Source organism: Salisaeta longa DSM 21114 (assembly GCF_000419585.1).
In the GTDB taxonomy this organism is placed as follows: Bacteria; Bacteroidota; Rhodothermia; order Rhodothermales; family Salinibacteraceae; genus Salisaeta; species Salisaeta longa.
Genome location: NZ_ATTH01000001.1, coordinates 2,963,142 through 2,986,601, shown reverse-complemented (window position 1 = coordinate 2,986,601; position 23,460 = coordinate 2,963,142). Strand labels below are relative to the sequence as shown.

Genomic DNA, 23,460 nt, shown 5'->3' with positions numbered 1-23,460 from the left:
CGCGACTAGCCCGGAATAATCTCCAGGGCAATGTCGTAGTCCTCGGTCGTAAGCGTGATGGTGCGGTTTTCGTTCGCCAGGCCGTAGTCGGCGATGGCATCGGGCAGCGCCGCGTCGGGCGTGTCCATCTGAAAGAGGGCATCGGCCACCACCTGCCAGTCCTCGGGCGTCAGGTGCACCGTAGCTTCGCGGCCCTCGGCCACCATCGGGGCATAGTCGAGCACGCGGTTGAGATGATTGACGGCTTGCTTTACGTGCAGATTCGGATCCATAAGCGGCGTTCAGGTTTGATCATCGGTGTGCGTCTGGAAAACGAACCGTGCGTTTGGGGCGTTCCCCACAAGTCATGAGTCCATGGGTTGCGCTAGAACCTCATCACGATGCCGTGATGGCTCTACAAGGCCGCGGCAAAACTTTCTATCTTTAGTCACCCTTAGCATGAGACCCTACCTTGACTACCTCCGGGACATCTTGCAGAACGGCCGCCGGTCCGATGATCGCACGGGCACGGGCACCACGCGCGTGTTCGGGCGGCAGCTCCGGTTCGATTTGTCGGCGGGCTTTCCGCTGCTCACCACCAAAAAGGTATGGTTTAAGGGCGTGGCTGCGGAGCTGCTTTGGTTTGTGTCCGGCAGCCACAACATCCGGCCGCTCGTGCAACAGGGCGTGTCTATCTGGACCGACTGGCCCCTCAAGCGCTACCGCGAAGCCACCGGCGAGGCCCTCTCACAAACGGCCTTCGAAGCGCGCATCCGGGACGACGCCGATTTTGCCGCTACGTGGGGCGACCTTGGGCCCGTCTACGGTGCACAGTGGCGCGACTTCGACGGCGTCGATCAGCTGCAGCGGCTTATTGACGGGCTGCGCGCCACCCCCACCTCGCGGCGTCACCTCGTCAGTGCGTGGAATCCGCCCGCGGTGCCCGCGATGCTCCTGCCGCCCTGCCACTACGCCTTCCAGTGCTTCGTAGATGCGGGCCGCCTGTCGCTCATGTGGCAGCAACGCAGCGTCGACAGCTTCCTGGGCCTTCCGTTCAACATTGCCAGCTACGCGCTGCTCACGCACCTGCTGGCGCAACAAACCAGGTATGCCGTGGGCGAGCTGATTTTCAGCGGCGGCGACTGTCACATCTACGACAATCACCGCGACGCCGTACAAACGCAACTGACGCGCACGCCCCGGCCGTTGCCCACGCTTCGCCTCCCGGAGCCCGCGCCGCCCTCTATCGACGATTACACCCTGAGCGACGTGCAGCTCGTGGGGTACGACCCGCACCCGCCCATCTCCGCGCCCATCGCGGTTTGACCGTCGTGCGCGCTACGCGTGCTCGCTCGTTGGGGCCTGCGCAACCTCGACGCGCCACAGCCGATCGGCGATGTGTGCGATGCCGCGGCGCAGGTGGCGGCGGTAGGTGCTAAAGGGCAGGTCCAGAAATTCGGCGGCCCGTTCTTGTGTGGGCTGCGGGTCGAGGTAGGTGGCGTCCACCGCCCGGTAGTATTTTGCGGTCTTGGGATCGCTGCGGAGGGCATCGGCAGCCGCGTGGATGTCGTCGAGCAGGATTTCGGCCCGCTCCGCAACCGGTGCATCGAGCGTCTCGTGACGCGCCACGAGGCGCGAGCGCAATAGGGGATTGTCGTGCAAATCCGCCGGCCGCGCAAAGGTCTTGAGCGCTGCTTTCACCGCGGCGTCAAAGTCCTCGCGGCTCAGCACAAGCACGGTAGGCTGCGCCTCGGCGCCGGGCGTAGGCATCGACGGGGTGATGTTGCGGTCGGCCAGCAGCTCCAGCCAGGCCGCCGGGGGCACCGCGCGCCAGTCGTGACCAAACAGCCCGTACGTCACGTCGCCCACCGTTGCATCGGCGCCCTCCATGCGGTGCAGGTCGGCATAGGCAAACAGCAGCGCCCACTGCTCGGGGGCCGCGCAGGGCACCATGGTGTAGGCCAGCCGGGGCGTCGACAGGTAGTACCGCACGCGGTAGGCCGCAATCAGGCTTTGCACCGGCGAGATGTCCTGATACGCGTCCGCACTCATCCAAAACCGAAACAGCGTGGCGCGCTCGTCGGCCCGCAGCGGGGCCTCCGCCTGCAGATGCTCCCACGCCGCCGTGGCCACCGGGTCTTCGGCGCGGGCGTCGGGGGTGGTGGCCTCCAGGTGGAGCGGAAACACAAACCCGACGGGCGTGCCATCGGCCGCCCGAAAGACCTGCACGTCATCCGGCTGGTGGGCGCGCCAGTGGTCAAACACCGCAGCGCTTGCCTCGCCCTCGTGCGCCGCCACCATCCTCCGGAGGATCGGCCAGTCGTCCGGTTGCACCGCATCGCGCACGGGCGGCGGTTGCGCATTCCATTCCCGCCGCAGTCGCTGAAAGATGGGCTGCACCACCGGGTTGTGGCGAAACAGGAAGAGGTAGTCCATCAGCACGTGTTGCGCGTTTCGCGGGCCCGGGGCGTCGTCGGACGATTGCGTGGCGTCGTTCAGCCGTTCGAGGTATTGCGTACGGGCGCGGCGGTGCAAGTCGGCGAAGGCGTCCGGCGCGCGCCAGCGCAGATCGGCAATGACGGCAGTGCGCACCACGTCGTGCGGGAAGAGGCCGTTGGCGCCGGCGTCCATAAACGACAGCCCGCGCAGCCAATCGAAGAGGGCCCGCGGGTCGTCGAGGGTTGTGAGCGCGGTGAGCAGCGGCTCGGTGAGTCCGCGCACCAGCGCGCAGGCCTCCAGGGCCTTGCGGTGGGCGTCGGACGGGACGCGTTCCAGGAAGCGCTGCACCAGCGTCCCCACCACATCCGGCGCATCGACGGGCGCAAAGTCGGCCGTGGGTTGCTGTGTGTACGCATCGGCGGCCAGGGCCAAGGCCAGCGGATGCCCGTGCGCAAAGTCGCGGATGCGCGTCCGTACGGGCTCGGGCACGGCCCGCTGCTCCAGGTAGTGCTCGCTGGAAGCGCGTGATAGGTTGCGGAGCGCATCCACCCGCAACAGCGCATGCAGTCCCAGGTCGGTGCGCCAGTCGGCCGGGGGCCCGGCGCGGCCCGCGCACACCACGCGCCACGCGTCGGGGAGCTGCGGCAGCCACGTGGTACGCAGCCACCGATACACCGGCTGTAGCACCTCAAACGTGTCGATGAGCAGCACGCGCGGCGTGGCATCGGCCGGGGCGTCGGGCAGCGGCAGGGCGGCCTGCAGCGCCGGTACCGTGGGCTCTATGTGGCGGGCGTCAAGGTACTGCACCGGCACGCCACGATCGGCACAGCGGTACTGAAAGGTGCGCAGCAGCGACGACTTGCCCACACCGCCGGGCCCGTGCACCCACCACAGGTGCCAGGAGGCCGCCGACGCAAGCGCCGCCTCGAACGTCTCAAGGTACGACGTACGCCCCACAAACTGCTGCTCGTGTGCTTGGCGCATGCGCGCCGCGAGCGATTGCTCCATCCGGACCTCATGCATCGGTGAGCGGCTACCCCGCGCGTGCTGCAATTACCGCCTGCAACGTGGGGTTCCGATGCGCCGCGCAGGGCGCATCACGGAAACGTTTTGGTTCGGTCATGCACGCATTACACCCCGGCGCGGCGCACGTGCTACCTTACCGATGACGCGTTTTCCCAACGAGGTTTTCTGTTATGTCGTCTTCTAACGCTTCGCCCCACCCCGCGCACACGCCGACCGATACCTTGTCGCACTATGACAGCGCGCTGGAAGCGCTTCGCGGCGACATGTATCCGAACTTGCCCGAGGCGGTGCGGCAGCGCCTCATCCAGCACCTGCTCCGCAATCGTGAAGCGGTGCGGGCCCAGGCGTCCGCCGCGGCGGATGCCCCGGAGCGCACGGAGCCTACACGTCTTCGAATAGCGCCGCCGCCCGCGCCATATCCACATTGCCGCCGCTGATGATGGCGCCCACCGTTTGGCCCGGCGCCCCCACCGCACCACTCAGCAATGCAGCGGTGGCCAGCGCCCCGGTAGGCTCCACCACCAGCTTCATGCGGGTCCACAAAAAGTACATGGCCCGTTTAATCGCGGCCTCCGAGACGGTGACCATGTCGTCGACGTGCGCCTGCACCAGCGGAAACGTCACCTCGCCGAGCGATGGCGTGCGGGCGCCATCGGCAATGGTGTCGGGGTTGTGCACGGTGTGCAGCCTGCCGGTGTGAAACGACCGCGTGGCGTCGTCGGCGCGTGCCGGCTCTACGCCAATCACGGTGCACCCCGGCGCGCGCTCTTTGGCCGCAATGGCGCAGCCCGACAGCAGCCCGCCTCCGCCGCAGCACACCAGCAGCATATCCAGTTCCGGCACATCGGTCAGCAGCTCGTCGCCCACGGTGCCCTGCCCCGCCACCACATCCGGATGATCGTACGGCGGAATGATGGGCCAGCCGTGCGTGGTGGCTACGTCATCGGCCAGGGCTTCGCGCGTGGTCGCCTCGGGATCGTACGTGATGATGTCGGCCCCGTAGCCCGCGGTGGCATCCAGCTTTACGGTGGGCGCGTTCTCCGGCATGATGATGTGCGCCGCCACGCCCAGCTCGCGGGCCGCGAGGGCTACCGCCTGCGCATGATTTCCGGAGGAGTACGTGAGCACATCCGTTGCTTCGGTATCGGCCACCAGCCGCGTGAGTGCGTTGTAGGCGCCGCGGATCTTGAACGCCCCAGTGCGCTGGAAATTTTCGCACTTCAGCGCCACCGCCGCCTGCGTACGGGCGTCGAGCGTGCGCGACGTCAGCACCGGCGTGCGATGCGCGATGCCGTCCAGGCGCTGCGCGGCCTGCGCGACGTGATCGTAGGTTACCGGAAGGGCCATCAGGAGACGCGTTGTTGTGGAACGGGTTGAAACGATGCGCGCCTCCTTGATACCTATCATTGCATAGCGCGTTCGTTACGTTCTTATTCGGCGCTACTTTTTTCGGACCTTCCGCCCTAGCTTGACGGTGCAGCATACAGCCGTTCATCAGTATTTTTCTACCAACCAACTGCTGTGTTCTATGGCTGCTTCTCCTGCGCATCACTACCGCCGCTGGCAATGGCAGGCGCCGCTGGGTTTGCTGGGCGTTGGACTCGGCGCGAGCGTCGTTGGGCAAGCCACCATCAAAAAGAGCCAGCGCGCCCCCACGTGGCACTGGGTCGCCCTGGGCACCGCCGGCCTTGCTGCGCTTGGGGCCGGATTGAGCCTGTTCGGCGATGCCGTGAAGCACCGGGCGCTCTACGACGCTGCCCACACCGCCGATGAACCGCCGACCGGCGGGCATTGAGTCTTACAGCCGCCGTCGCCTATCTTAGCGACATCGCCCCTGCATTCCGTTTCATAGATCTTCTATTGCTTTGAGCTTAACGGTGGTAGCAAACCGCGTCCCCATTCGCGCAACCGACAACGGATGGGAAACGTCTGTTGGCGGCCTAACAACGGCTTTGCTCCCGGTGCTAGAGGAGCAGGGCGGCATTTGGGTGGGCATGGGCGAAGAGCCCGACCTGCCCGTGCGGCAGCCGTTTCCTGCCGATGACCCCGACTTTCTTGTGCGCCGCGTGCCGCTCACCGAGGACGAGCTCGACGGCTACTACTACGGCATGGCCAACCGCGTCCTGTGGCCGCTCTCGCACTACATGATCCAGCACCTGGACCTGCACGAGGGCTTCATTGAAACCTATCGCGACGTGAACCGGCAGTTTGCCGAGGCGACGCTCGACGAGAGCCCCACAGGCGACGACGAGGTCATCTGGATTCAGGATTACCACCTGATGCTGGCGCCGCGCCTCATCCGGCAGGAGCGCCCCCGCGCCACCATCGGGCATTTTTGGCACATCCCGTGGCCCGCGATGGAAGTGTACCGCATCTTGCCCTGGGCCCGCGAGCTACTGCGCGGCATGCTGGGCTGCGACCTGATTGGCTTTCACGTGGAGGAGTACGTGGAGAACTTTAAGGAGAGCGCCCGTGTGTTGTTGGGCGCCGAGGTGAGCGATCACGCCGTGCACTTCGACGGCCATACGACCCGCGTGGAGGCCCATCCCATCGGGATTGAGGTGGATCGCTTCGAGCAGATGTCCGAAGACGAGGTCGTCGTAGAAAAGGCCCAGAAGCTCCGCCAGCGTCTCGGTACCGAGCACATTGTCATTGGCATCGACCGCCTCGACTACACGAAGGGCGTGCTCTCGCGGCTGGAAGCCTTCGAGCAGTTTCTGGAGGAAAATCCGGAATACCACGGGCGCGTCAGCTTCTACCAGATTGCCACGCCCAGCCGCACCAAGGTGGAGTCGTACCAGCAGCTGAAGCGCGAGGTGGACGAGGCGGTAGGCCGCATCAACGGACAGTTTGCACGCGACAACTGGGTGCCCGTCAACTACCGCTACCGCACGTACACACAGTTCGAGCTGTGCGCCTTCTACCGCGCGGCCGATGCGGCCCTCATCACGCCCCTGCGCGACGGCATGAACGTCGTCACCCAAGAGTTTATCACCGCCACGCAAAACGGCGTGCTGATCCTTTCGGAACTGACCGGTGCGGCCTACCTGCTGCCCGAGGCGCTGCAGGTCAACCCCTACGACCAAAACGGCTTGGCGCGCTCTATTAAAGAAGCCCTGGAGATGCCCGACGCCGACCGCCGCGAGCGCCTCACCGGCCTCAAGCAGAGCGTGCGCGAGCTGGACGTGCATCGCTGGGCCCAGGCTTTTCTCTCATCGCTGACTGCCTAATGCTCCCGCTGTCATGGCTCCCCCGCCTGTACTTGCCGACCCGCTCTTTTTTCTGGATTACGACGGCACGCTTGCGCCCATCGTGGACGACCCCGGCGCGGCGTATCCGCATCCCGAGGCCCCGCCGGTGTTGGAGGCGCTGGATGCCCGCTACCCGCTGTGGATTGTGACGGGCCGCAACTTGCAGTCGCTGGCCACGCTGGTGGACATGCCGCTGCACGCTATTGGCCTGCACGGCGCGCAAGAGGGCGTTATTGGCGGCGAGATTCAGCGCCTGATGCCCGAAGATGCCGCCGCGGCGCTCGCGCAACTGCGCCGCACCGTGCCCGACGTGGCCGGCGTTGAGGTTGAGGACAAGGACGAGTCGTTTGCCCTGCACTACCGCCAGGCCGACGAGGACGAAGCCCGCGCCCGCATCGAGACGTGGGCGCGCGCCATCCCCTCGTTCCTGGAAGCCATCTGGGGCAAAAAGGTGGTGGAGCTGCGCCCGCAAGGCCTCAGCAAGGGCACGGCCGTCACGCGCATCGCCGAGCGCTTCCCCGACCGCCAGCCGCTGTACATTGGCGACGACGTGACCGACGAGGATGCGTTTGAAGCGCTGCACACGCTCAACCGGCCCACCTGCACCGTGAAAGTGGGCGCCGGGGAGACGGCCGCCACGCATCGCCTCGCTGACGTGCCGGCCGTCATCGACTACTTGAAGCAGTACGTGTCGGACTGAGGCGGGCCCCGATCGGCACGCCCAAGCGGAGCGCTGAACCGGCGCTCACTCGGTGGCGCTGGCGCTCTGCCCGCCAATCGTCTCCAGCAACTCGTTAACGGCCCGACGCAGCTGCGGGTCGTTGCCCTTGGCTTTCGCGTCCGGCGGGTTCGACACCATTACGTCGGGCACCGCGGGGCCGTGCTCCATGTTTTTGTTCGTCTGGTAGACGTACCACCCGCGGAACGGCATGCGCACGTACGAGCCGTCGATCAGGCGGGCGCCGCCGGTTGAGATGACCGCGCCAAACGTGGGCTCGCCAATCAGCGGGCCGTGGTTCAGGTTCTTGAAGGCGTGCGAGAAGATCTCGGCGTTCGAGTAGCTGTTGTTGTTCGCCAGCGCCGCCGTGGGCTTCGTCCATGCCGCAAACGGCAGCCGCTCGCCAAAGGGATAGTGCGCGCGGAAGTTGGTGTGGTTGGCGTCCAGGTTCTGCGTGGCCCCACGCGGCACGGTGTACGCGTGGCGGCGCACATTCAGCACCGTCATCAGGTAGTCTGTCGTCCAGCCGCCGCCGTTGTAGCGCACGTCGATGATGAGCCCTTCTTTGTTGTGGGCGTTGGCATAGAGCTCCCGCTCGAAGCGCTCAAAGCTCACCCAGTTCATCCCTTCAATGTGAATGTAGCCGAGGCGCCCGTTGGAATACTCTTCAACCAAGCGCTGACGTTCCTCCACCCACTCGCGGTACAGCTCGTCGTCGAGGTCGGCTGTGGGGCGGATGCGCACGCGGCGCGTGCCGTCATCGCCCGCCACGGTGAGCAGCACCTCTTCGCCCACGGTGCCATCAAGCAGAGCATACACGTTGGGCACTTCGGCCACCGATTGGCCGTTCACGGCCGTAATGACATCGCCCGCATACAGGCGGCTCATCTCACGATCGGCCGGGCCGCGCGGCACCACGCGTTCCACCCGCACGCCGTTGGCCACCGGCTGCAGCGCCACGCCCAGTAGACCGGTGTCGGTGTCGCCGGTCTCGGCGCGGTCGCCGGCGTAGTAGCCCATGTGGCTGGCGTTTAGCTCGCCCAGCATCAGGTTTACCATGTCGGCAAAGTCGCGCATGGTGGAGGCGCTGAGGGCCCACGGGCGATACTGTTCGCGGAGCGCGCCCCAATCATCGCCGTGAAACTCGGGATCGTAGAAGCCAAGGTTGAGCGCGCTCCACACTTCGCTGAAGATCTGTTGCCGCTCGGCGGCATGGTCGATCGTCATCTCGGCGCGGAAGGGCAGGCGCTCCAGCGCATCCTTGCCGGCCGGCACGCGCGCCAGTTGGCCGCGGCCGTGCACGAAGTATACGTGCTCGGCCGCAGGCCCAAGGCGCACGCCACGGGGCGAGCGGTCGCCCTCGGTGACGCGTGTCCGCTCGGTGCCGTCCCACTTAATGCGGTACAAGTCGACATCGGTGTCGTAGTCGCCGGTGCGGCCGCCCTGCCCGGCGACGAAGTAGATCGTATCGCCGTCCTTGGTAAAGACGGGGCTGCTCTCGTTGGCAGGCAGCGCCGTCACACGCACCATCCGTTCGTACAGCCCTTCAAAGTCGATTTCGACCGTCGGCGGGGTGTCGTCCGCGGCATCCTTGGCAGCGTCGCCTTCGGTTTTTTCCTCCGTGAGCTCCTGCCAATCGCGCTTGGTCTTTTCCCAGTCCTCTTCGGTGAGCCACGCGAACCAGACATCGCGCGAGCCGCCGCTGCGCTCCGAGACGAACGCGAGCTTCGAGCCGTCCGGGCTCCACACGGGCTGATAATCGCCGCGCGGGTGCTGGCTCACATTCACCGGCGCCCGCGAGCCGTCGGCCGCGTGGATAAAGATGTCGTTGTTAAAGTTGAGGTTGGGGCGCGCATAGGCCAGCCACTTGCTGTCGGGGCTCCACGCCACACGCTCCGGGGCCGACCAGCTGTCCACCAGCACGGTCTCTTCTCCAAACCCATCGGCGGTAACCGGTGCCGTAAGCAGCTGCGCCGCGCCATAGCCCGTAAACGAGCCGCGCCGAAAGGCGATACGCTCGCGGTTGGGCGCAAGGGCCAACAGCCGCTCGTCTTCGGGGGTGCTGGTGAGGCGCGTGACGCGGTGGGTGAGCGCTTCGTACAGATCGGTCGTTTCGGGATCGGACGAGGCGAGGCGGTACACGTCGTACTGATCGCCGGCGCGGTCGGATACAAACGCGAGCGTCGAGTCGCTCAGCCACGTCACATCGCGGTCGCGGTAGGCATGCGTGGTGAGGCGCACCGCCCGCGATTCCTCGGGGTCAAGGTCTTTGACGAAGATCTCGCCGCGCACCACAAACGCCACCTGGTCGCCATCGGGCGATACGGCATAGTCGCGCAGCCCGTTGGTCAGGGTCTCCTTGGTGGTGGGCAGGTAGCGGTAATCGGAGGGGACGGTGATGTTCAGGCGCTCCGGCGCGCCGCCCACATCCATGACGTACACGCTCGTCGCGCGCTCAAAGGCGATGCGCTGGCCATCGGCACTGGCGGAAAAGGCGCGGACGCCGGTGTCGGTAAACGTCGTGATGGCTTCGGGCGCGCCCTGTGCGGCGCCGGCGTCGGTCAGGGCCAGGCGGTGCACGTTGTAGGTGCCGGTGCGCTCGCTGATAAAGAGAAGCGTGCGCGGCCCCGCCCACACCGGGGCGTAGTCGTTATGCGGCTCGGTGGTGAGCTGCTGGTAGGTCTCGTTCTGGGTGTCGTAGATCCAGAGGTTTTTGTTTGCCGGGCCGGTGTAGCCTTTCTTGGTGATTCGGTTGGCGCCGCGGGCGATGGCGATAAAGCGGCCGTCGGGCGACATCCGCGGCATGTAGCCCACCGCGTTGAGCACGCGTTGGGGCGTGCCGCCTTGTGCCGACACGCGGTGGATCTCGCGGGCCCACTCGGCCTGCACAAACATCCGGTCGGTGGAAAACAGCAGCGCGCCGTCGGGCGTCCAGCCGCCCAAGGCATCGGTGGCCTCGTGGTAGGTGAGGCGCTCGGGGCGGCCGCCGGTGCTGCTCATCACAAACACGTCGTCGTTGCCGTAGCGGTCGCTGGTGAAGGCGATCTGGCTGCCGTTGGGGCTCCAGCGGGCGTGGGCATCGTATGCCTCGTGTACGGTGAGGCGTTGGGCGCGGCCGCCGGTGGCGGGCACCATCCACAAATCGCCCTGGTACGACACCACCACCGATTCGCCATCGGGGCTAAGGGCCGGAAAACGGACGAGCGGCGTATCGTCTTGTGCGGCGGCCGCGCCAACCGTGCCCAGCAGCATCGCACAAACGAGAAGCAAACGACGAGTCATAACAGCAAGCAAGCGTCTGGAGAGAAGATCATGAAGTAACGTAGGGCCTGTCGGAAGCGGGTGCAAGCGTGCGAGCCCGCTGCGTTACAAACGTCACATAGGCGTTGCGAAGCTCAGCAGGCGCTACGCAAGGGGCCTCCACGCGGTGCGCGCCAGGGCCAGCGTCTGCCCGTCGCTGGGCCGCACGATGGCATGCGTAAAAGCTTGAGATTCCGCAGGCGCTGCATGGCCTTCCACCGCATCCCCGGCCACCGCTTCCGCCTTAAAGTGGAGCTCCAGTGCCGTGCACCGATGCCCGCGCAGGTGCGCCACGGGAAGCGTCTCAACGGCCCACTCGGCGTAGCGCACGTTGTTCACGTGGTCGTTCAGGTCGAGGTCGTGGTAGCGCACCCGGAACGCCCGGCGGTGCGGCGGCGCAGACGGCACGTTAAGGGAGGCAAACGACGGCGCCACGGGCGGCTCGCGGTCGGGCGGCGTGAGGGCGTGCAGGGCCGCCGGCGGGCGCACCGGACGCCGCTGCTCGGTGTCGATGACCAGCCACGCGCTCGATCCCGCCGCCAGGCGGTCGCCGGTGGGGGTGCGCAGGATAAATTCGCGGGTGGCGTACGCGCCGTCCAGGCCAGAGGGCCAGGTCGCTACCGCAACTGCGTCGCCGGCACGCGGAAGGCGCTCGACGGCGATCTTAAAGCGCGCCATCACCCAGGCGCGGCCCGCGGCCATCAGATCCTCCATGGCCACGCCCAACGCATCGGCGTGGTGCCCCGCCGCCTCCTGAAAGATGTTGCTCAGCGTGAGCACCGAGGCCGTGCCGCGCGGCAGCACCTGGTGGGCATACACCGGAAACGATTCGCGCCAAACGGCAGGGGCATCCGTCATAAGCAGTCGCAGGGGGCGGTGATGGCAGACGGCGGACGGCTCAGGCTGCCCAGCAGGGCCGGGCCCTCGGCACCCGTAACGGCGGGTACGTTGGTCGCCACGCCGTTGCACCACTCGTGCGCGAGCACCGCAAAGCACAGCGCCTCCTTGGCGTCCGGGTTGATGCCGTAGTGCGCCGTGGTGTGTACGGGGATCGGAGAGAACGCATCGCGCAGCATCTGCAGGAGCGTGCTGTTGTGCACGCCGCCGCCCGAGACGATGAGGGCGTCGGCAGCATGTTCGGTACGCAGGAAGCGGGCATACGCCTGATACACCGAGGCGGCCGTGAGCAACGTGGCGGTCGCGAGGGTGTCGGCATCGGAGAGGCCGTGGCGCTCCTGGTCGGCGCGCACCCGCTCGACAAACGATGCGCCAAACGTTTCGCGGCCGGTGGACTTCGGCGGCGGCTCGGCAAAGTAAGGATGCGAAAGCCAGTCGGCGAGCACGTCGTGGTTCGGCGTACCGGCGGCCGCGTGCTGTCCGTCGGGGTCGTAGGGCGCGTCAAACAGACAATCCGCGAGTGCGTCAATGACCATGTTAGCCGGACCGGTGTCGAAGGCGCGCACGTCGCCAAGCGCGCCGTCCGCTGGCAACAGCGTCAGGTTGGCAATGCCGCCCAGGTTCAGCAGCAGGCGCGTCTGGTCCTCCGACTGAAACCGTGCGTAGTCGAAATAAGGCACCAGCGGTGCACCCTGACCGCCCCGCGCCATGTCGGCGGTGCGAAAGTTGGTGAGCACCGGGCAGTCCAGAAGAGTGGCTAGCGTGGGGCCGTCCCCCAGTTGCAGCGTCGCCCGCGTGGGCACCCCCGCGCACGGCGCAGCGTCCGGGACGTGCTGCACCGTTTGCCCGTGGCATCCCACAACATCCACCGCCGATCGTGGAACGGATGCGTTGGCCAAGAGCGCGTCCACGGCCTCGGCATAGCCCCGGGCGAGGCGCACATTGAGGCGCGCAAGGGCGGGCACCGCAGACGTCTCGGGGGCTGATTGTTCGCGGATGCGCTGTTGCAGGTCGATAGGGTAGGGCGTGTGCGCAAACGCCAACGGCTCGACGGTGAGCGCGCGCCCCGTGCCGGCAATGCGGGCAAGCGCCGCGTCAATACCATCTAGCGACGTGCCACTCATCACTCCAACAACGAGGCGCTCGGGCGGCGGTGCGGTCATGCATCGGCCTCGTCATTTTCTGCACGTTCGCGCATTGTAGCCGCCTGCTCCAGGTGCTCGCGGGCGCGGCCCGGCTCCTGCGAAGCCAGCTTCACATAGATGCGCGCCGCCTCCTGAAACTGCCCCTGCGCGGCGTAAATGCGGGCGAGCGTCTCCGAAACCAGATCGTCCGACGTGTCGGTGAGGTCAGGCTCGGGCAGGTCCTTCAGGTCGGGATTGGGCGTGATGCGTGCCGCTTCCAACTCCTCAATGAGACGGTCCAGGTCGTCGGTGCCCACATCATAACGCGGGGCGTCGGGGAGCTCCTCCTCCAGCGCTTCAAGTGTGCGCTGCGGCTCGCTTGTGCGACGCGCCTCGGCGTCGGCCTGGGCACGCAAGTCTTCCAGTCCGCCCTCGGCCGGGCCACTCAGTGGATCGTCAGCACTATCGCCAGCCTCCGGTTCCTCCGAACCCGCTTCATCATCGGCCGCCTGTGCATCTGCGGGATCGAGGCGAGCATCGTACAGTGTCTGCGGGGCGTCGGCATCGGCGGTGCCGTTGGCCGCCCCGGGTGCTTGAAATTCGTCGGTGGGCGGGCCCTCCGGCGCATCCGTTTCGAACTCGTCGGTGGGCGGATCCTCGCGGGCGTCGGATTCGTCGTCGGCCGCCTGCTGCGCGTAATGCCGCACCGATGCCTTGCGCAGCTGATGTTCCTCGATGGGCGTATCCCCCAGCTGATCGAGCGTGCGCCGACGTCCGCGGGCGATCACCGGACTGGTGGGCATCAGGAAGTACGCCTGTTCCCACGCGCGCAGCGCCAGGCGCCACTGCTTCGTCGACTCGTACGCTTGCGCAAGCAGCACGTGGGCGGTCAGATGCGCCGGCATCTCATCCACCTTGGCTTGCAACTGGGCAATGGCCTCCTCAATGGCATCGCGCTGCAGCAGGGTAAGCACCTGTTGAATATCCGAAACGGCCATAGTCACCAAGCGGATGCCGAAAAACAAACGGGGAAGTTTACATAACGTGCTGACCCGCCCCAACGTTCGGGCTATGCTTGCACGGGGGCGGTGGATTGCTGCACGGCGCGCACCTGCTGAATGTTGGAGACGGTAATCATTGTAAACCCAGCAGCAAATAGGGCCTGGAACGGCACAGCCGCCCACTCGCCCAGGCCCAACGTAACGCCGAGTCCCATGGTGCAATAGAGCGCAAAGGCTGCTTCAATCCACACCATGGGCGGCAGCTCCGAGATCGCGTAGCGGCTCGTCCACCAGCGCCGGGTGTTCGAATCGCCATACTTTGGCGTACGGACGAACGCCGTCTTTTTGCCGCGCAACGCTTGCCACAGGGCCTGCGTGTTGCTCAGCGCGAGCCCCATGCTGCCCGCCATAAACACCGGAAAGAGCTTCAGGCGCTCCACCCAATCCGGATAGAGCGCGCGCTGGGCAAACAGTTGCGCAAGAAAGAACCCCACAAACCCGAAAAGGCCAAAGCCCATGATGCCGAAAAACAGCTCGCCGGGCCCGTAGCCAATGTTCTTCAGAAAGAGCAGCGGCGCATGCGTAAGGGCCGCCAGCACGATGAAGGGAAACGCGAAGTGCGCCGTGAGGTGCATGGTGCCTTCCGCCTTAACGCGCAGCGGCTGGCCCGACGACCACAGGCGGCCGGCCATCTTCAGGGCCGTCTCCACCGCGCCCTTCGTCCACCGGAATTGTTGCGTACGGAGCGCGTTGATGTCGGCCGGCAACTCGGCGGGCACTTCAACACGCGGGCGGTACCTAAAGCGCCAGCCCTTGAGCTGTGCCCGGTAGCTCAGGTCGAGGTCTTCGGTGAGCGTATCGTGCTGCCAGCCGCCGGCGTCCTCGATGCACGCCTTGCGCCAGATGCCGGCCGTGCCGTTGAAGTTCATGAAGCAGTCCGACTGCTCGCGCACGTGCTGCTCGATGGCGAAGTGGGTATCGAGGCCAAAGGCCTGCACCTTGGTGAGCAGCGAGTCGTCTTGGTTGATGTGGCCCCACCGGGCCTGCACCATGCCCACGTCGGGCGCGTCAAAGTGCGGCACCATCTCGCGAAGGAACGTGGCCTGCGGGAGGAAGTCGGCATCGAACACGGCGATGAGCGAGCCGCGGGCCGCCTGCAGCCCGTTGGCCAGCGCCCCCGCCTTGTAGCCGGTGCGGTCGGTGCGGTGCACGTGCGTAATGTCGAGCCCCTTCGCTTGCCAGTAGGCCACGCGCCGGGCCACCCGCTGCTTGGTGTGATCGGTCGAGTCGTCGAGCACCTGAATCTCCAGCCGGTCGCGCGGATACTCCAGTGCCGCACAGGCATCGATGAGGCGCTTGACCACCTCGGCCTCGTTGTAGATGGGCAGCTGCACGGTAACCACCGGCCAGGTGGCATCCGGCGTGGGCAGCGCGTCAGACACCGGCACCGGCCCATCCGTTGTGCGGGTGTTCCAGGCATGATGCAGCGCCAGCCACAGCAAATTTCCACCATATAGGGTTAGCACGCCAATCGAAATGGCGTAGAGGGCCGGAATGACGGCCTCCAAGACAGCAAGCATATAAACGATACGCTTTCCAAAAGGGGTTCGTGCCTTAACCTATCAACCGTTACCCGTAGAACGCAAGATCAATTCATGAAAGAACGCACCATATCTGTGATTTACGCGTGCGCCCCCGATGAATTACACCTTGGAACGTGACGACTGGCGCGCATAACGGAATCGTTAGTCGGCGCCGCCGGAAGCGGAAAGCGCAGGCCCCAACGGCAGATCCACCGTAACGGTGGTTCCGTGGGCCTCGGTGCCCTCGATGGCCAGCGTACCGCCGTAGATATTCACGGCCCGCTGCACAATGGTGAGGCCAAGGCCCGATCCCGGGATCTGCTCCACGTTTTTTCCGCGATAGAACGGCTCCAGGAGGTGCTCCTGGTCGTCTGAAGCAATGCCGTAGCCATTGTCTGAAACCGTCAGGCGCAACCGTTCGTCGGTTTGTTGCAGCGCCATGCGCACCGTCGTGTCGTTCGGACTGTACTTCAGCGCGTTTTCTGTCAGGTTGCTGGCAATGTAGTAGAGCAGGTCCGAATCGGCGGTGATGGTGTCCTGCGCGGGCCCCTGAACCTCTAGCCGGCGAACGGCGGCGTAATTCAGCGACAGGTCGTCCATCAGGTCCTCCACAAAAGCCCGCCATGCCACCGCGTCCCACTTTGGCTCGGCATGTTTGGCATCGAGGCGGCTTGTGGTAATCATGTCGTCCATGAGGCGCGACATCCGGTCGACCTGCTTGCGGATGCGGCGCAGGTATTTCTCGCGCTTTTCGGGGCCCCACTGCTCAAAGTGCTGTGCGATCATCTCGGCCGAGCTGCGGATGGTGGCCAGCGGGGTTTGGAATTCGTGCGAGACCATGCTCACCAGGCTCGACTGCAACCGGCTCAGTTCGCGCTCGCGGGCCAGCGCCTCCCGCGTTTGCTCTTCCATCTGCTTGCGCCCGGTAATGTCGTGAAGCGTTCCCACGTACTCGCTGGGCGCGCCCTCGCCCGTTTGGACCGGCTGTAGCACAAACTGCACCCAGCGGGTGTCGCCCTCGGCCGTGTACAAGCGGGCCTCGCGCTGGGTGGCCCGGGGGCGCTGCGGAAACAGCGGCGGCGCCGTGTCGGTGGGCGGGTCGAGGTAGTGCTGCAGCGGTTGGTGGAGCGCTTCGTCCGTGGTAAATCCGGTGGTGCGCGGCCAGGCATCGTTGAGGAATGTGAAGCGCCCCTGCGCATCCACGCGAAATACCACGTCGTGTACGTTTTCCACGACGGTACGATAGCGGGCTTCGCGCTTGCGCAGCACCTCCTCCGATCGTTTGCGCTCCAGCGCATTGGTAAAAATATCGCCCAGCACGCGCAGCACCATGATGGTGTCGTCGGTCCACGTCCGCTGGCGCTGTACCGCATCGAAGCCCACAAACCCGGTCAGTGCGCCGCCGCTCGTCATGGGCACCACCACAAGCGACTGAATGGACTGGGCCTGGAGCACCTCGCGGGTGGCTTCGGCTTCGGGCGGCAGGCTCTCTAGCGACGTGAGGTGGATGGGCTCCAGCGTTTGTAGCCGCTCAATCCACCACGGCAAGGCATCGAACGGAAGGTCTTGCAGGTTTTCTTTTTCGGGCGAGACGCCCTCGGCCACCCACTCGTGGGTGTTCGACATGCGCTCGTGGGCCGCATCAAGCTGAAAGACATAGGCACGATCGGCGCCCACCACGGGACCCACGCGCCCCAGCGCCTCCTCCACGAGCGCGTCGGTCGCCTCGGCGGGCGTCTTGATGAGCCGCGTGGAAAGGTCCACGACGAGATGCTCCAGGTGAATGCGATAGCGCAGGTTGGCTTGCGTGCGGCGCCAGTCGGTCACGTCGCGCACCACGGTTTGCGCGGCGCGCTCGCCTTCGTACTGGATGGGCACCGAGTAGGAGGAGACGCGCCGGGTGGTGCCATCGAGCGCATGCAAAGCGTGCTCGTACGGCGCGGTGGGCTGCCCCGCCTGAATCTTTTGGACGCGCTGCGCGAGCACGTTGGCGGTGGGCCGATCGACGAACGACAGTACCGACCGGCCGATCAGCTCTTCGGGCGCTTCGGCCCCAAAGTAGCGCGCGCCGCTGTCGTTGATGTAGCGGATGGTGCCCTGCACCGTGATGAGGATGGGCGCCATGTGATTTTCGACGAGCCGTTGCCACCGGGCTTTGCTGCGCTCCAGGGCTTCTTCCTGTTCGCGTCGCTGCGTAACGTCTCGTCCGGTGACCACCAGCTCGGGGCCATCGGACACTTCCGTCTCGCGCAGCCGGCCGCGCAGCTCAATCCACCGGTAGCGCCCATCGGCATGGCGCACGCGCACTTCCAGTTGCACGTTTTCTCCTTTGAGGGCGGCCTGCTGACCCTCGCGCACGCGCTCGTGGTCGTCGGGGTGCACGAGCCGCAGCGTGTTGGTGCCAATCACGTCTTCCGGCGCGTAGCCTAAGACCGACCGGATGGAGGGCGCCGTGTAGCGACAGGTGCCGTCTGCGCTGTACACCGATAGCAGGTCGGTGACGTGCGCCAGGAGATCGGCCGGCGGTTCGCCCGACGGCTTCGTTGGCGCTTCTTGGTGTTGCAGGGCCAACCCCGCAGCGGCCGCGCCGCAGGCCAGGAACCACGCCTCAATGCTGTGCGCAAGTATCTCAATCATGGGTGCGGGTGTTCAAGTGAAGGCCCAAGCACAGGCTACGGCTGCGGGACTTCGATCCGGTAGGTGATGGTCACCTCCACCCGGTCGCCGCTCGACGGAATGCTGGACGGGTCGGCCACTTCAAGCTCCAGGTAACCGCGGGCAGGATCTTCCTGCAGCACGCTGAGGATGCTTGCATCCAACACGCGAAGCTCCACCTGCGCTTCGCTGGAGAGCGGGCGCTGGCGGGCAATGTGCGGCCCATTGGGGCCTTGCAGGTACACGTTGGCACTCGTTAGGTACGGAAAGACCTTGGCGGTTGACTGGTTGGAGATACGCGTAAGCACGACGTTCGACACTTGCGCGGCCACGATGTCGCTCCGCCGAAAGCCGTACTGGGCGAGAATGTCGCCGAGGTTGTCGCGCCCTTCCGAAAGGGCTTCGATGACGCCCTGGCCGTTTACGTCGTCGGGCGTGTAGCGAAAGGAGTACGTGACCTGGGTGGGGTTCGACGGGTCGTTGAGCACGATGGTGTTCGTGTCTGGCACGTTCAGCCCGCCCGCGTCGCAGCCTGCCACGAGTATTCCCAATAAAAGTGCAAGCGTCCAGCGTACAATGGGCATTTTCATAAGCGAAAAGGTAAGAAGGCTACAGGGCATGTACGGTACAGGCGCCGTGTGCTGCGGTATTGTCACGCAACGGCTGCGCATCAGTTGCTGTTCAGAAACGCACCGGCTTTAATTTTGCGCTTCAGCTGGAGGAGCGCACTCAGACGTTCCTGCAGGCGCCGCACCTCTTCGGGGTTGGTGGTTTGGTACGTTGTGGCGCGGCACGCGTCGATGGCTTCGTCGACGCGGTCGAGCTTGAGCAGCTTCATGGAGCTGTTGGCGGCTTCGGTCGGATGTTCGTTGAGGCGGGGTACGCGCACATCGCGCGTCGACCAGTTGGCCGAGGGCTCGTGCTCGTCGGCCAGCACGGCGGTGGCGAGCGACTGCAGCTTGGGGCCAAAGGCGCCCTTTGCAAACCGATCGGTTTGGACGTCGCCCGCCTGGTACATCTCCAGCAGGTGCCGCGCCATCGTGCGCGGCGGGCCCTCGGTAAACTCGCTGAGGGCCAGATGGCTCATCACGTGCTTGATGAGCGGCGCACCGCCTTCGAGCATGACCCGCAACAAAATGTGCTCCTCGGGGCGCATGGTGCGGTCTTCGGCCGGCGGGGCATCGGGGCGTTCGCGCGACGACGTACCGCCCGGCCCCGACGATTGCTCGCGCGCGGCCCGCCGCTGTTTGGTGGAGTGTTGCTCCTCACGGGCGTTCTCCATCATCCGAAAGAGCCCCGCATCGGGCACAGCAAGCACGTCGCTGGCGCGCTGCACGTACTCGCGCCGCAGGTTCTCGTCGTCAATCTTTGCGATCGACGTCATAATGGCACGTTGCACGTCCACGCGGTCCTCGGGCGTATCGAGCCGGCCCTCGCGCTCGGCGCGGTCGTACAGAAACGCCGGCAGGTCTTGGCGCTCGGCGGCCACGTAGGCCCGAAAGGCGTCGGCCCCTTCCGCCCGCACGTACGAGTCGGGGTCTTCGCCGTCGGGCAGCTGCACAACGTAGGCGCCCAGCCCCTCGTCCAGGATGAGGTCGAGGCCGCGCTCCGCCGCGCGCGCGCCGGCCGCATCGGCATCGTAGAGCAACAGCACGCGCTGCGCAAACCGATCCAGAATCGAAATCTGCTGCGCCATGAGCGCCGTTCCGCATGTGGCCACCGCGTGCTGAACACCGGCCTGATGCAGGGCGATGACGTCGGTGTAGCCTTCCACCACCAGCACCTCGCCCACGTCGCGGATCGCGCGTTTGGCCTGCCGGAGGCCGTAGAGCACCTTGCTCTTGTGGTACACGTCCGTCTCCGGCGAGTTGATGTACTTGGGCTGGTCGCTGTCGCGGTCCAAGACGCGCCCCGCGAAGCCCACCACTTTTCCGATGTGCGAGAAGATTGGAAAGATGACGCGGCCGCGGTAGCGGTCGTAGTGCCCGTCGCCCCGCTTGCGAGGCAACACAAGCCCAGCGTCTTCGAGTACGTCGGGCGCAATCGACGCCTCGGCCGCCGCCTCCAGCAGGCCGTCCCACCGGTCCGGCGCATAGCCCAGCCCAAACCGCTTGATCGTTTTCGGCGTGAAGCCGCGATCCTTGAGATAGGCGAGGGCCGGCTCCCCCACCGCTGTTTGCGTGAGCTGCTTGTAGAAGTGCCGCGCCGCAAAGCGCAACGCGCGGTAGCACGCTTCCTTGCGGTTGGCCGCCTCGGGGTTGCGGGTGTCGTCGGGCAGCGGGATGCCGAAGCGATCGGCCAGGAGGCGCACGCTTTCCATGAAGCCGACGCCTTCTATCTCCTGCACGAAGCGAAAGACATCGCCGCCGCGCTGGCACCCAAAGCAGTAGTAGAGGTTGTTCTGCGGATCGACGCTAAACGAGGGCGTCTTTTCGTTATGAAACGGGCACAGCCCCTTGTAGCGCGATCCGCTTTTCTTGAGGCGCACATAATCGCTCACCACCTCTACGATATCCGCAGCGTGGCGTACCTCGTCGAGGGTTTCGTCGGGAATAGCCATGGCGGCACCTCCTGCGCCCGTCCCCAATCATCGCTACGCCTGCAGGGCCCGTGCGGGGGGCTCGGCGGGCGGCAGCACCTCCGCCTGGCTCTGCTCATCCTCCACCGGAGCCATCGGGGGTTTGTTGGAGCACTGGCACGAGGAAAGGCCCATGGTAAGTACAAGCACCGTAAATACGAGCAGTCGTTTCATCGACAAAAGGGGCTACAAACGAGAGAAGCACGAAGGCACCGGAGCGCCGGCGTTACGTACCGAGACGCTCGCCTGTAGATCCGCGCGTTACGCCGTCCCTGGCGGCACGTCGTCTGGCGTGAGCTGCAGCCAATCGCGGGCCGCGAAGTACCACTGCGCATGCGCCTCGGGCGAGTCCGGCGCGGGCGCCCAATCGTAGCGCCACTGCACGTGGGCCGGCAAGCTCATGAGGATGCTCTCGGTGCGGCCGCCGGTTTCCAGCCCAAACTTGGTGCCGCGGTCGTACACAAGGTTGAACTCGACGTACCGCCCGCGCCGAATTTCCTGATAGGCCCGCTGCGCCTCGGTGACCGGCGTGTCTTTGCGGCGCTCTACGATCGGTACGTACGACTCCAAGAACCGCCGGCCCGCCGCCCGGCTGAAAAAGAACGTACCCTCGGGATCATCCCGCAGGTAGTCGTAAAAGATACCGCCCACGCCACGGGCTTCGTCGCGGTGCTGCAAGTAGAAGTAGTCGTCGCACGCGGTTTTAAACGCGTCGTAGTCGGCCACGTCGTCGTGCGTGTCGCACACCTCTTTCCATACCCGGTGGAAGTGCTGCGCGTCTTCCAGGTGCGGGTAGTACGGGGTTAGGTCGGCCCCGCCGCCAAACCACTGGTCCACCGGATCCATCAGGTCGTCGCCCAGGGCAAAGTACCGGAAATTGGCGTGCACCGTGGGCACATGAGGCGATCGGGGATGGATGACCAGCGAAAGCCCCGTGGCAAAAAACGGCTGCTGCTCGACCTCGAAGGCCTGCGCCATGCGGGCGGGCAGTTCGCCCCGCACGGCCGAGGTGTTTACGCCGCCCTTCTCAAACACGGCGCCGTCTTCAATAACCGCCGTGATGCCGCCGCCTCCTTCGCGATGCGACCAGCGCTCTACGTTGAACGCGCCGTCGGGGTCTAGCCCCTCTAAGCGCCGGGTAATGCGCAGCTGGAGCGCCTCCACAAAGCGCTGCATGCGGTGGCCCATTGAGATGTCGGTGCGGGGCTCCTCGCGCAGGTCGTCTACGCGGTCAAACGAGTCGGTCATGGTGGGGCAGACATTGCTCAAGCTAGTGGACTTCATTCACGAACGTGATGCGACAGGGGTTCGCGTGCTCATGCGGGACTGCGTTGATGCCCTTTGAGAGCAAATCCCGGGACGTGGTGCCAGGATGCGCCCCACAGGGGTTCATGGCCAGCCGGCCGGTGCCCTCGATTCATAGGGGGAGGATGGACCGTGTGTGCAGCTACGACCGCTCGTCGCGGTAGGGGTGCAACAACAGGTAGTAGAGCAGATTGTCGGCAAACGCGGTAGACTGCGTCATGCCGACGTGGTCCTCAAAAATCATGGTGACGTTTGACCAGTCGATGGGCGATACCAGATAGGGCTGCCAGGTACCATTCACACGTTCGTCCATCAAGGCGCTGCTACGAAGCACCGTGCCATCGCCCGGCGCGGTGCCGTACTTTTTGAGCGCCCCGGTCTGCCGATTGACCGTGAGCGTCTGCAGCGTAGGAAGCGCATCGCCGGTGTAGAGGGCCATTTGCACCCCGGAGGGACGCGTAGCGGTGGTGTCGAGCGATCGGTAGAAGCGGCGCGCACGGCGCAGTGACTTCTTCAGGTGGTTGAGCGCGATGGCCCGGCGTTCCTTGCGGCGCTCCACCTCGGGGAGCAACTGTTTAAGCACACGGTCTTGGGCCGGGTCGGCCAGCCCCCACTGCATGTGCACCCAAAAGTCGTAGCTAAGAATCGAGTCTACGGCGATCGACGGATCGCGGGCGTCGCGGAGGGCGCCGTGCCGGCTTCGCGGCAGCAACTGATACGCCGCAGGCATCGTGCCGAGCAGGGCGGCCGGATACGTGGGCGTCACCGGCGAGAGATCCTTCCCATGAGCCATTTCGTAAAGTGCCTTTGCTGCTCCCGCATTGGGCGTACCCACCAGCGCCACACGATCCACCTGTTGGGCCCCGGCCCAGTTCAGCGTCGGCAGCGATCCGTCCCTCGGAAGGTCTTGCGCCCCGTAGCGCAGGTAATACCGCAGCAACAATCCGCCCATCGAATGGGCCACGATGTCGAACTGGATGTTGGGATCCGTCACGCCATAGCGCTCCTTGTACTCCTTGCGTAGGTAAGCTTTCTTCTCCTGAATAAAGGCATGCAAGCGCTGGGCATTCTCCACGTTGTCGCGGCGCCAGTCGTAGGCAAACTGGAAACAGGTGAAGTGCTCTGCTCCATAATTCACCTCGTTGAGAGCCCCCGAGGCGTCGCGGTATCCGCCAATCCCCAGAGTGCGCATAATGTTGACGTAGGCCCCTAACTTAATGGGGAGCCCCGCCACACGAAGCCGGATAGACTGAAGCGCTCCATTGGCATACACGCTGTCGGTAAGCTGGCGCAACGATTTTCCTCGCTGCATGGGGAGCGCCAGCAGGCGCGCGCCGCGGGCTTCTTCCGGGTTGGCATATTCGCCGGTAAATGCGCCCCATACCGTGGTACCGGAGGGCGCGTGCGTAAGCTTCGATCCGAGAATGCCCGGAATGAGAATGATAGGATTGCGCTCGATGCCGTGGTACTGCGCGGCACGGTCGTACAGCTGATTCAGATCCGGGCGAGGCCGGCTCTGGCTGCAGCCCGTAAGACCCAGCGCCAACAGAGTTCCGGCAATTGCAAGAACGCCGGTGTGCCACCTTGCACGCATCGCACTCCCT

General features: G+C 65.5%; 19 protein-coding genes. 5 read left to right on the top strand and 14 right to left on the bottom strand.

Annotation, left to right across the window (positions count from 1 at the left end):
* Positions 1–5: 5 nt before the first annotated feature.
* Positions 6–272: a hypothetical protein gene (locus tag SALLO_RS0112535; protein WP_022836654.1), complete on the bottom strand. Its 267-nt coding sequence runs from the start codon at positions 270–272 to the stop codon at positions 6–8.
* A gap of 166 nt (positions 273–438) precedes the next feature.
* Here SALLO_RS0112535 and thyA point away from each other — a divergent pair, with 166 nt between their 5' ends.
* Positions 439–1,305 carry a thymidylate synthase gene (thyA, locus tag SALLO_RS0112530; RefSeq protein ID WP_022836653.1) on the top strand — a complete coding sequence of 289 codons (867 nt, stop codon included), beginning with the start codon at positions 439–441 and terminating at the stop codon, positions 1,303–1,305.
* A 12-nt stretch (positions 1,306–1,317) separates the two neighbouring features.
* Here the strand turns inward: thyA and SALLO_RS0112525 are convergent, their stop codons facing one another.
* Positions 1,318–3,402 (bottom strand): ATP-binding protein, encoded by a 2,085-nt coding sequence (locus tag SALLO_RS0112525; protein ID WP_157621454.1) that lies wholly within the window; start codon positions 3,400–3,402, stop codon positions 1,318–1,320.
* 212 nt (positions 3,403–3,614) lie between these two features.
* Here SALLO_RS0112525 and SALLO_RS18515 point away from each other — a divergent pair, with 212 nt between their 5' ends.
* Complete coding sequence (locus SALLO_RS18515) at positions 3,615–3,881, top strand: hypothetical protein (protein ID WP_157621452.1); 267 nt, start codon at positions 3,615–3,617, stop codon at positions 3,879–3,881.
* On the opposite strand, the gene SALLO_RS0112520 is transcribed toward SALLO_RS18515, so the two are convergent.
* On the bottom strand, positions 3,826–4,791 hold the full coding sequence (locus tag SALLO_RS0112520; protein WP_022836651.1) for a threo-3-hydroxy-L-aspartate ammonia-lyase: 966 nt from the start codon (positions 4,789–4,791) through the stop codon (positions 3,826–3,828). The genes SALLO_RS18515 and SALLO_RS0112520 overlap by 56 nt on opposite strands.
* Positions 4,792–4,972: 181 nt before the next feature.
* Between SALLO_RS0112520 and SALLO_RS0112515 the strand changes: the two genes are divergently transcribed.
* The 3 genes from SALLO_RS0112515 to otsB all read left to right on the top strand — a co-directional run bounded on the left by SALLO_RS0112515 (position 4,973) and on the right by otsB (position 7,395).
* Complete coding sequence (locus SALLO_RS0112515; RefSeq protein WP_022836650.1) at positions 4,973–5,239, top strand: hypothetical protein; 267 nt, start codon at positions 4,973–4,975, stop codon at positions 5,237–5,239.
* A 70-nt stretch (positions 5,240–5,309) separates the two neighbouring features.
* Complete coding sequence (locus SALLO_RS0112510) at positions 5,310–6,674, top strand: alpha,alpha-trehalose-phosphate synthase (UDP-forming) (protein ID WP_022836649.1); 1,365 nt, start codon at positions 5,310–5,312, stop codon at positions 6,672–6,674.
* Between the two features lie 13 nt (positions 6,675–6,687).
* Positions 6,688–7,395 (top strand): trehalose-phosphatase, encoded by a 708-nt coding sequence (gene otsB / locus SALLO_RS0112505; RefSeq protein ID WP_022836648.1) that lies wholly within the window; start codon positions 6,688–6,690, stop codon positions 7,393–7,395.
* Between the two features lie 45 nt (positions 7,396–7,440).
* Here otsB and SALLO_RS0112500 read toward each other — a convergent pair whose 3' ends face one another.
* The 11 genes from SALLO_RS0112500 to SALLO_RS0112445 all read right to left on the bottom strand — a co-directional run bounded on the left by SALLO_RS0112500 (position 7,441) and on the right by SALLO_RS0112445 (position 23,450).
* Entirely contained in the window at positions 7,441–10,695 is a 3,255-nt protein-coding gene (locus SALLO_RS0112500; protein ID WP_028567227.1) for a S41 family peptidase, read from the bottom strand.
* Positions 10,696–10,818: 123 nt separating this feature from the next.
* Positions 10,819–11,571: an acyl-[acyl-carrier-protein] thioesterase gene (locus SALLO_RS17050; RefSeq protein ID WP_022836646.1), complete on the bottom strand. Its 753-nt coding sequence runs from the start codon at positions 11,569–11,571 to the stop codon at positions 10,819–10,821.
* Positions 11,568–12,773: an anhydro-N-acetylmuramic acid kinase gene (locus SALLO_RS17045; protein WP_022836645.1), complete on the bottom strand. Its 1,206-nt coding sequence runs from the start codon at positions 12,771–12,773 to the stop codon at positions 11,568–11,570. The genes SALLO_RS17050 and SALLO_RS17045 overlap by 4 nt, the downstream gene beginning before the upstream one ends.
* Positions 12,770–13,732, bottom strand: a complete 963-nt coding sequence (locus SALLO_RS17925) for a hypothetical protein (RefSeq protein WP_022836644.1) — start codon at positions 13,730–13,732, stop codon at positions 12,770–12,772. The genes SALLO_RS17045 and SALLO_RS17925 overlap by 4 nt, the downstream gene beginning before the upstream one ends.
* A 71-nt stretch (positions 13,733–13,803) precedes the next feature.
* Complete coding sequence (locus tag SALLO_RS0112480) at positions 13,804–15,315, bottom strand: glycosyltransferase (protein ID WP_028567226.1); 1,512 nt, start codon at positions 15,313–15,315, stop codon at positions 13,804–13,806.
* 165 nt (positions 15,316–15,480) lie between these two features.
* On the bottom strand, positions 15,481–17,955 hold the full coding sequence (locus SALLO_RS0112475) for a PAS domain-containing sensor histidine kinase (RefSeq protein ID WP_022836643.1): 2,475 nt from the start codon (positions 17,953–17,955) through the stop codon (positions 15,481–15,483).
* A 35-nt stretch (positions 17,956–17,990) separates the two neighbouring features.
* Positions 17,991–18,557: a hypothetical protein gene (locus SALLO_RS0112470; protein WP_157621450.1), complete on the bottom strand. Its 567-nt coding sequence runs from the start codon at positions 18,555–18,557 to the stop codon at positions 17,991–17,993.
* A gap of 86 nt (positions 18,558–18,643) precedes the next feature.
* The gene (dnaG, locus tag SALLO_RS0112465; protein ID WP_022836641.1) at positions 18,644–20,533 is read right to left on the bottom strand and encodes a DNA primase; all 1,890 of its coding nucleotides are present in this window, start codon (positions 20,531–20,533) and stop codon (positions 18,644–18,646) included.
* Positions 20,534–20,566: 33 nt separating this feature from the next.
* A complete protein-coding gene (locus SALLO_RS18510; RefSeq protein ID WP_157621448.1) occupies positions 20,567–20,725 on the bottom strand; it encodes a hypothetical protein in 159 nt (52 codons plus the stop codon).
* 87 nt (positions 20,726–20,812) lie between these two features.
* Positions 20,813–21,799 (bottom strand): oxygen-dependent coproporphyrinogen oxidase, encoded by a 987-nt coding sequence (hemF, locus tag SALLO_RS0112455; RefSeq protein ID WP_022836640.1) that lies wholly within the window; start codon positions 21,797–21,799, stop codon positions 20,813–20,815.
* Between the two features lie 199 nt (positions 21,800–21,998).
* Entirely contained in the window at positions 21,999–23,450 is a 1,452-nt protein-coding gene (locus tag SALLO_RS0112445; RefSeq protein WP_157621446.1) for an esterase/lipase family protein, read from the bottom strand.
* Positions 23,451–23,460: the final 10 nt, after the last annotated feature.

Coding starts and splice junctions, on each gene's coding strand:
- SALLO_RS0112515 (WP_022836650.1), top strand. CDS start 4,973: ATGGCTGCTTCTCCTGCGCATCACTACCGCCGCTGGCAATGGCAGGCG.
- dnaG (WP_022836641.1), bottom strand. CDS start 20,533: ATGGCTATTCCCGACGAAACCCTCGACGAGGTACGCCACGCTGCGGAT.
- SALLO_RS17925 (WP_022836644.1), bottom strand. CDS start 13,732: ATGGCCGTTTCGGATATTCAACAGGTGCTTACCCTGCTGCAGCGCGAT.
- SALLO_RS0112480 (WP_028567226.1), bottom strand. CDS start 15,315: ATGCTTGCTGTCTTGGAGGCCGTCATTCCGGCCCTCTACGCCATTTCG.
- SALLO_RS0112525 (WP_157621454.1), bottom strand. CDS start 3,402: ATGCGCCAAGCACACGAGCAGCAGTTTGTGGGGCGTACGTCGTACCTT.
- otsB (WP_022836648.1), top strand. CDS start 6,688: ATGGCTCCCCCGCCTGTACTTGCCGACCCGCTCTTTTTTCTGGATTAC.
- hemF (WP_022836640.1), bottom strand. CDS start 21,799: ATGACCGACTCGTTTGACCGCGTAGACGACCTGCGCGAGGAGCCCCGC.
- SALLO_RS0112500 (WP_028567227.1), bottom strand. CDS start 10,695: ATGACTCGTCGTTTGCTTCTCGTTTGTGCGATGCTGCTGGGCACGGTT.
- SALLO_RS0112470 (WP_157621450.1), bottom strand. CDS start 18,557: ATGCCCATTGTACGCTGGACGCTTGCACTTTTATTGGGAATACTCGTG.
- SALLO_RS0112475 (WP_022836643.1), bottom strand. CDS start 17,955: ATGATTGAGATACTTGCGCACAGCATTGAGGCGTGGTTCCTGGCCTGC.
- SALLO_RS0112445 (WP_157621446.1), bottom strand. CDS start 23,450: ATGCGTGCAAGGTGGCACACCGGCGTTCTTGCAATTGCCGGAACTCTG.
- SALLO_RS0112520 (WP_022836651.1), bottom strand. CDS start 4,791: ATGGCCCTTCCGGTAACCTACGATCACGTCGCGCAGGCCGCGCAGCGC.
- SALLO_RS18510 (WP_157621448.1), bottom strand. CDS start 20,725: ATGAAACGACTGCTCGTATTTACGGTGCTTGTACTTACCATGGGCCTT.
- thyA (WP_022836653.1), top strand. CDS start 439: ATGAGACCCTACCTTGACTACCTCCGGGACATCTTGCAGAACGGCCGC.
- SALLO_RS17050 (WP_022836646.1), bottom strand. CDS start 11,571: ATGACGGATGCCCCTGCCGTTTGGCGCGAATCGTTTCCGGTGTATGCC.
- SALLO_RS18515 (WP_157621452.1), top strand. CDS start 3,615: ATGTCGTCTTCTAACGCTTCGCCCCACCCCGCGCACACGCCGACCGAT.
- SALLO_RS0112535 (WP_022836654.1), bottom strand. CDS start 272: ATGGATCCGAATCTGCACGTAAAGCAAGCCGTCAATCATCTCAACCGC.
- SALLO_RS17045 (WP_022836645.1), bottom strand. CDS start 12,773: ATGACCGCACCGCCGCCCGAGCGCCTCGTTGTTGGAGTGATGAGTGGC.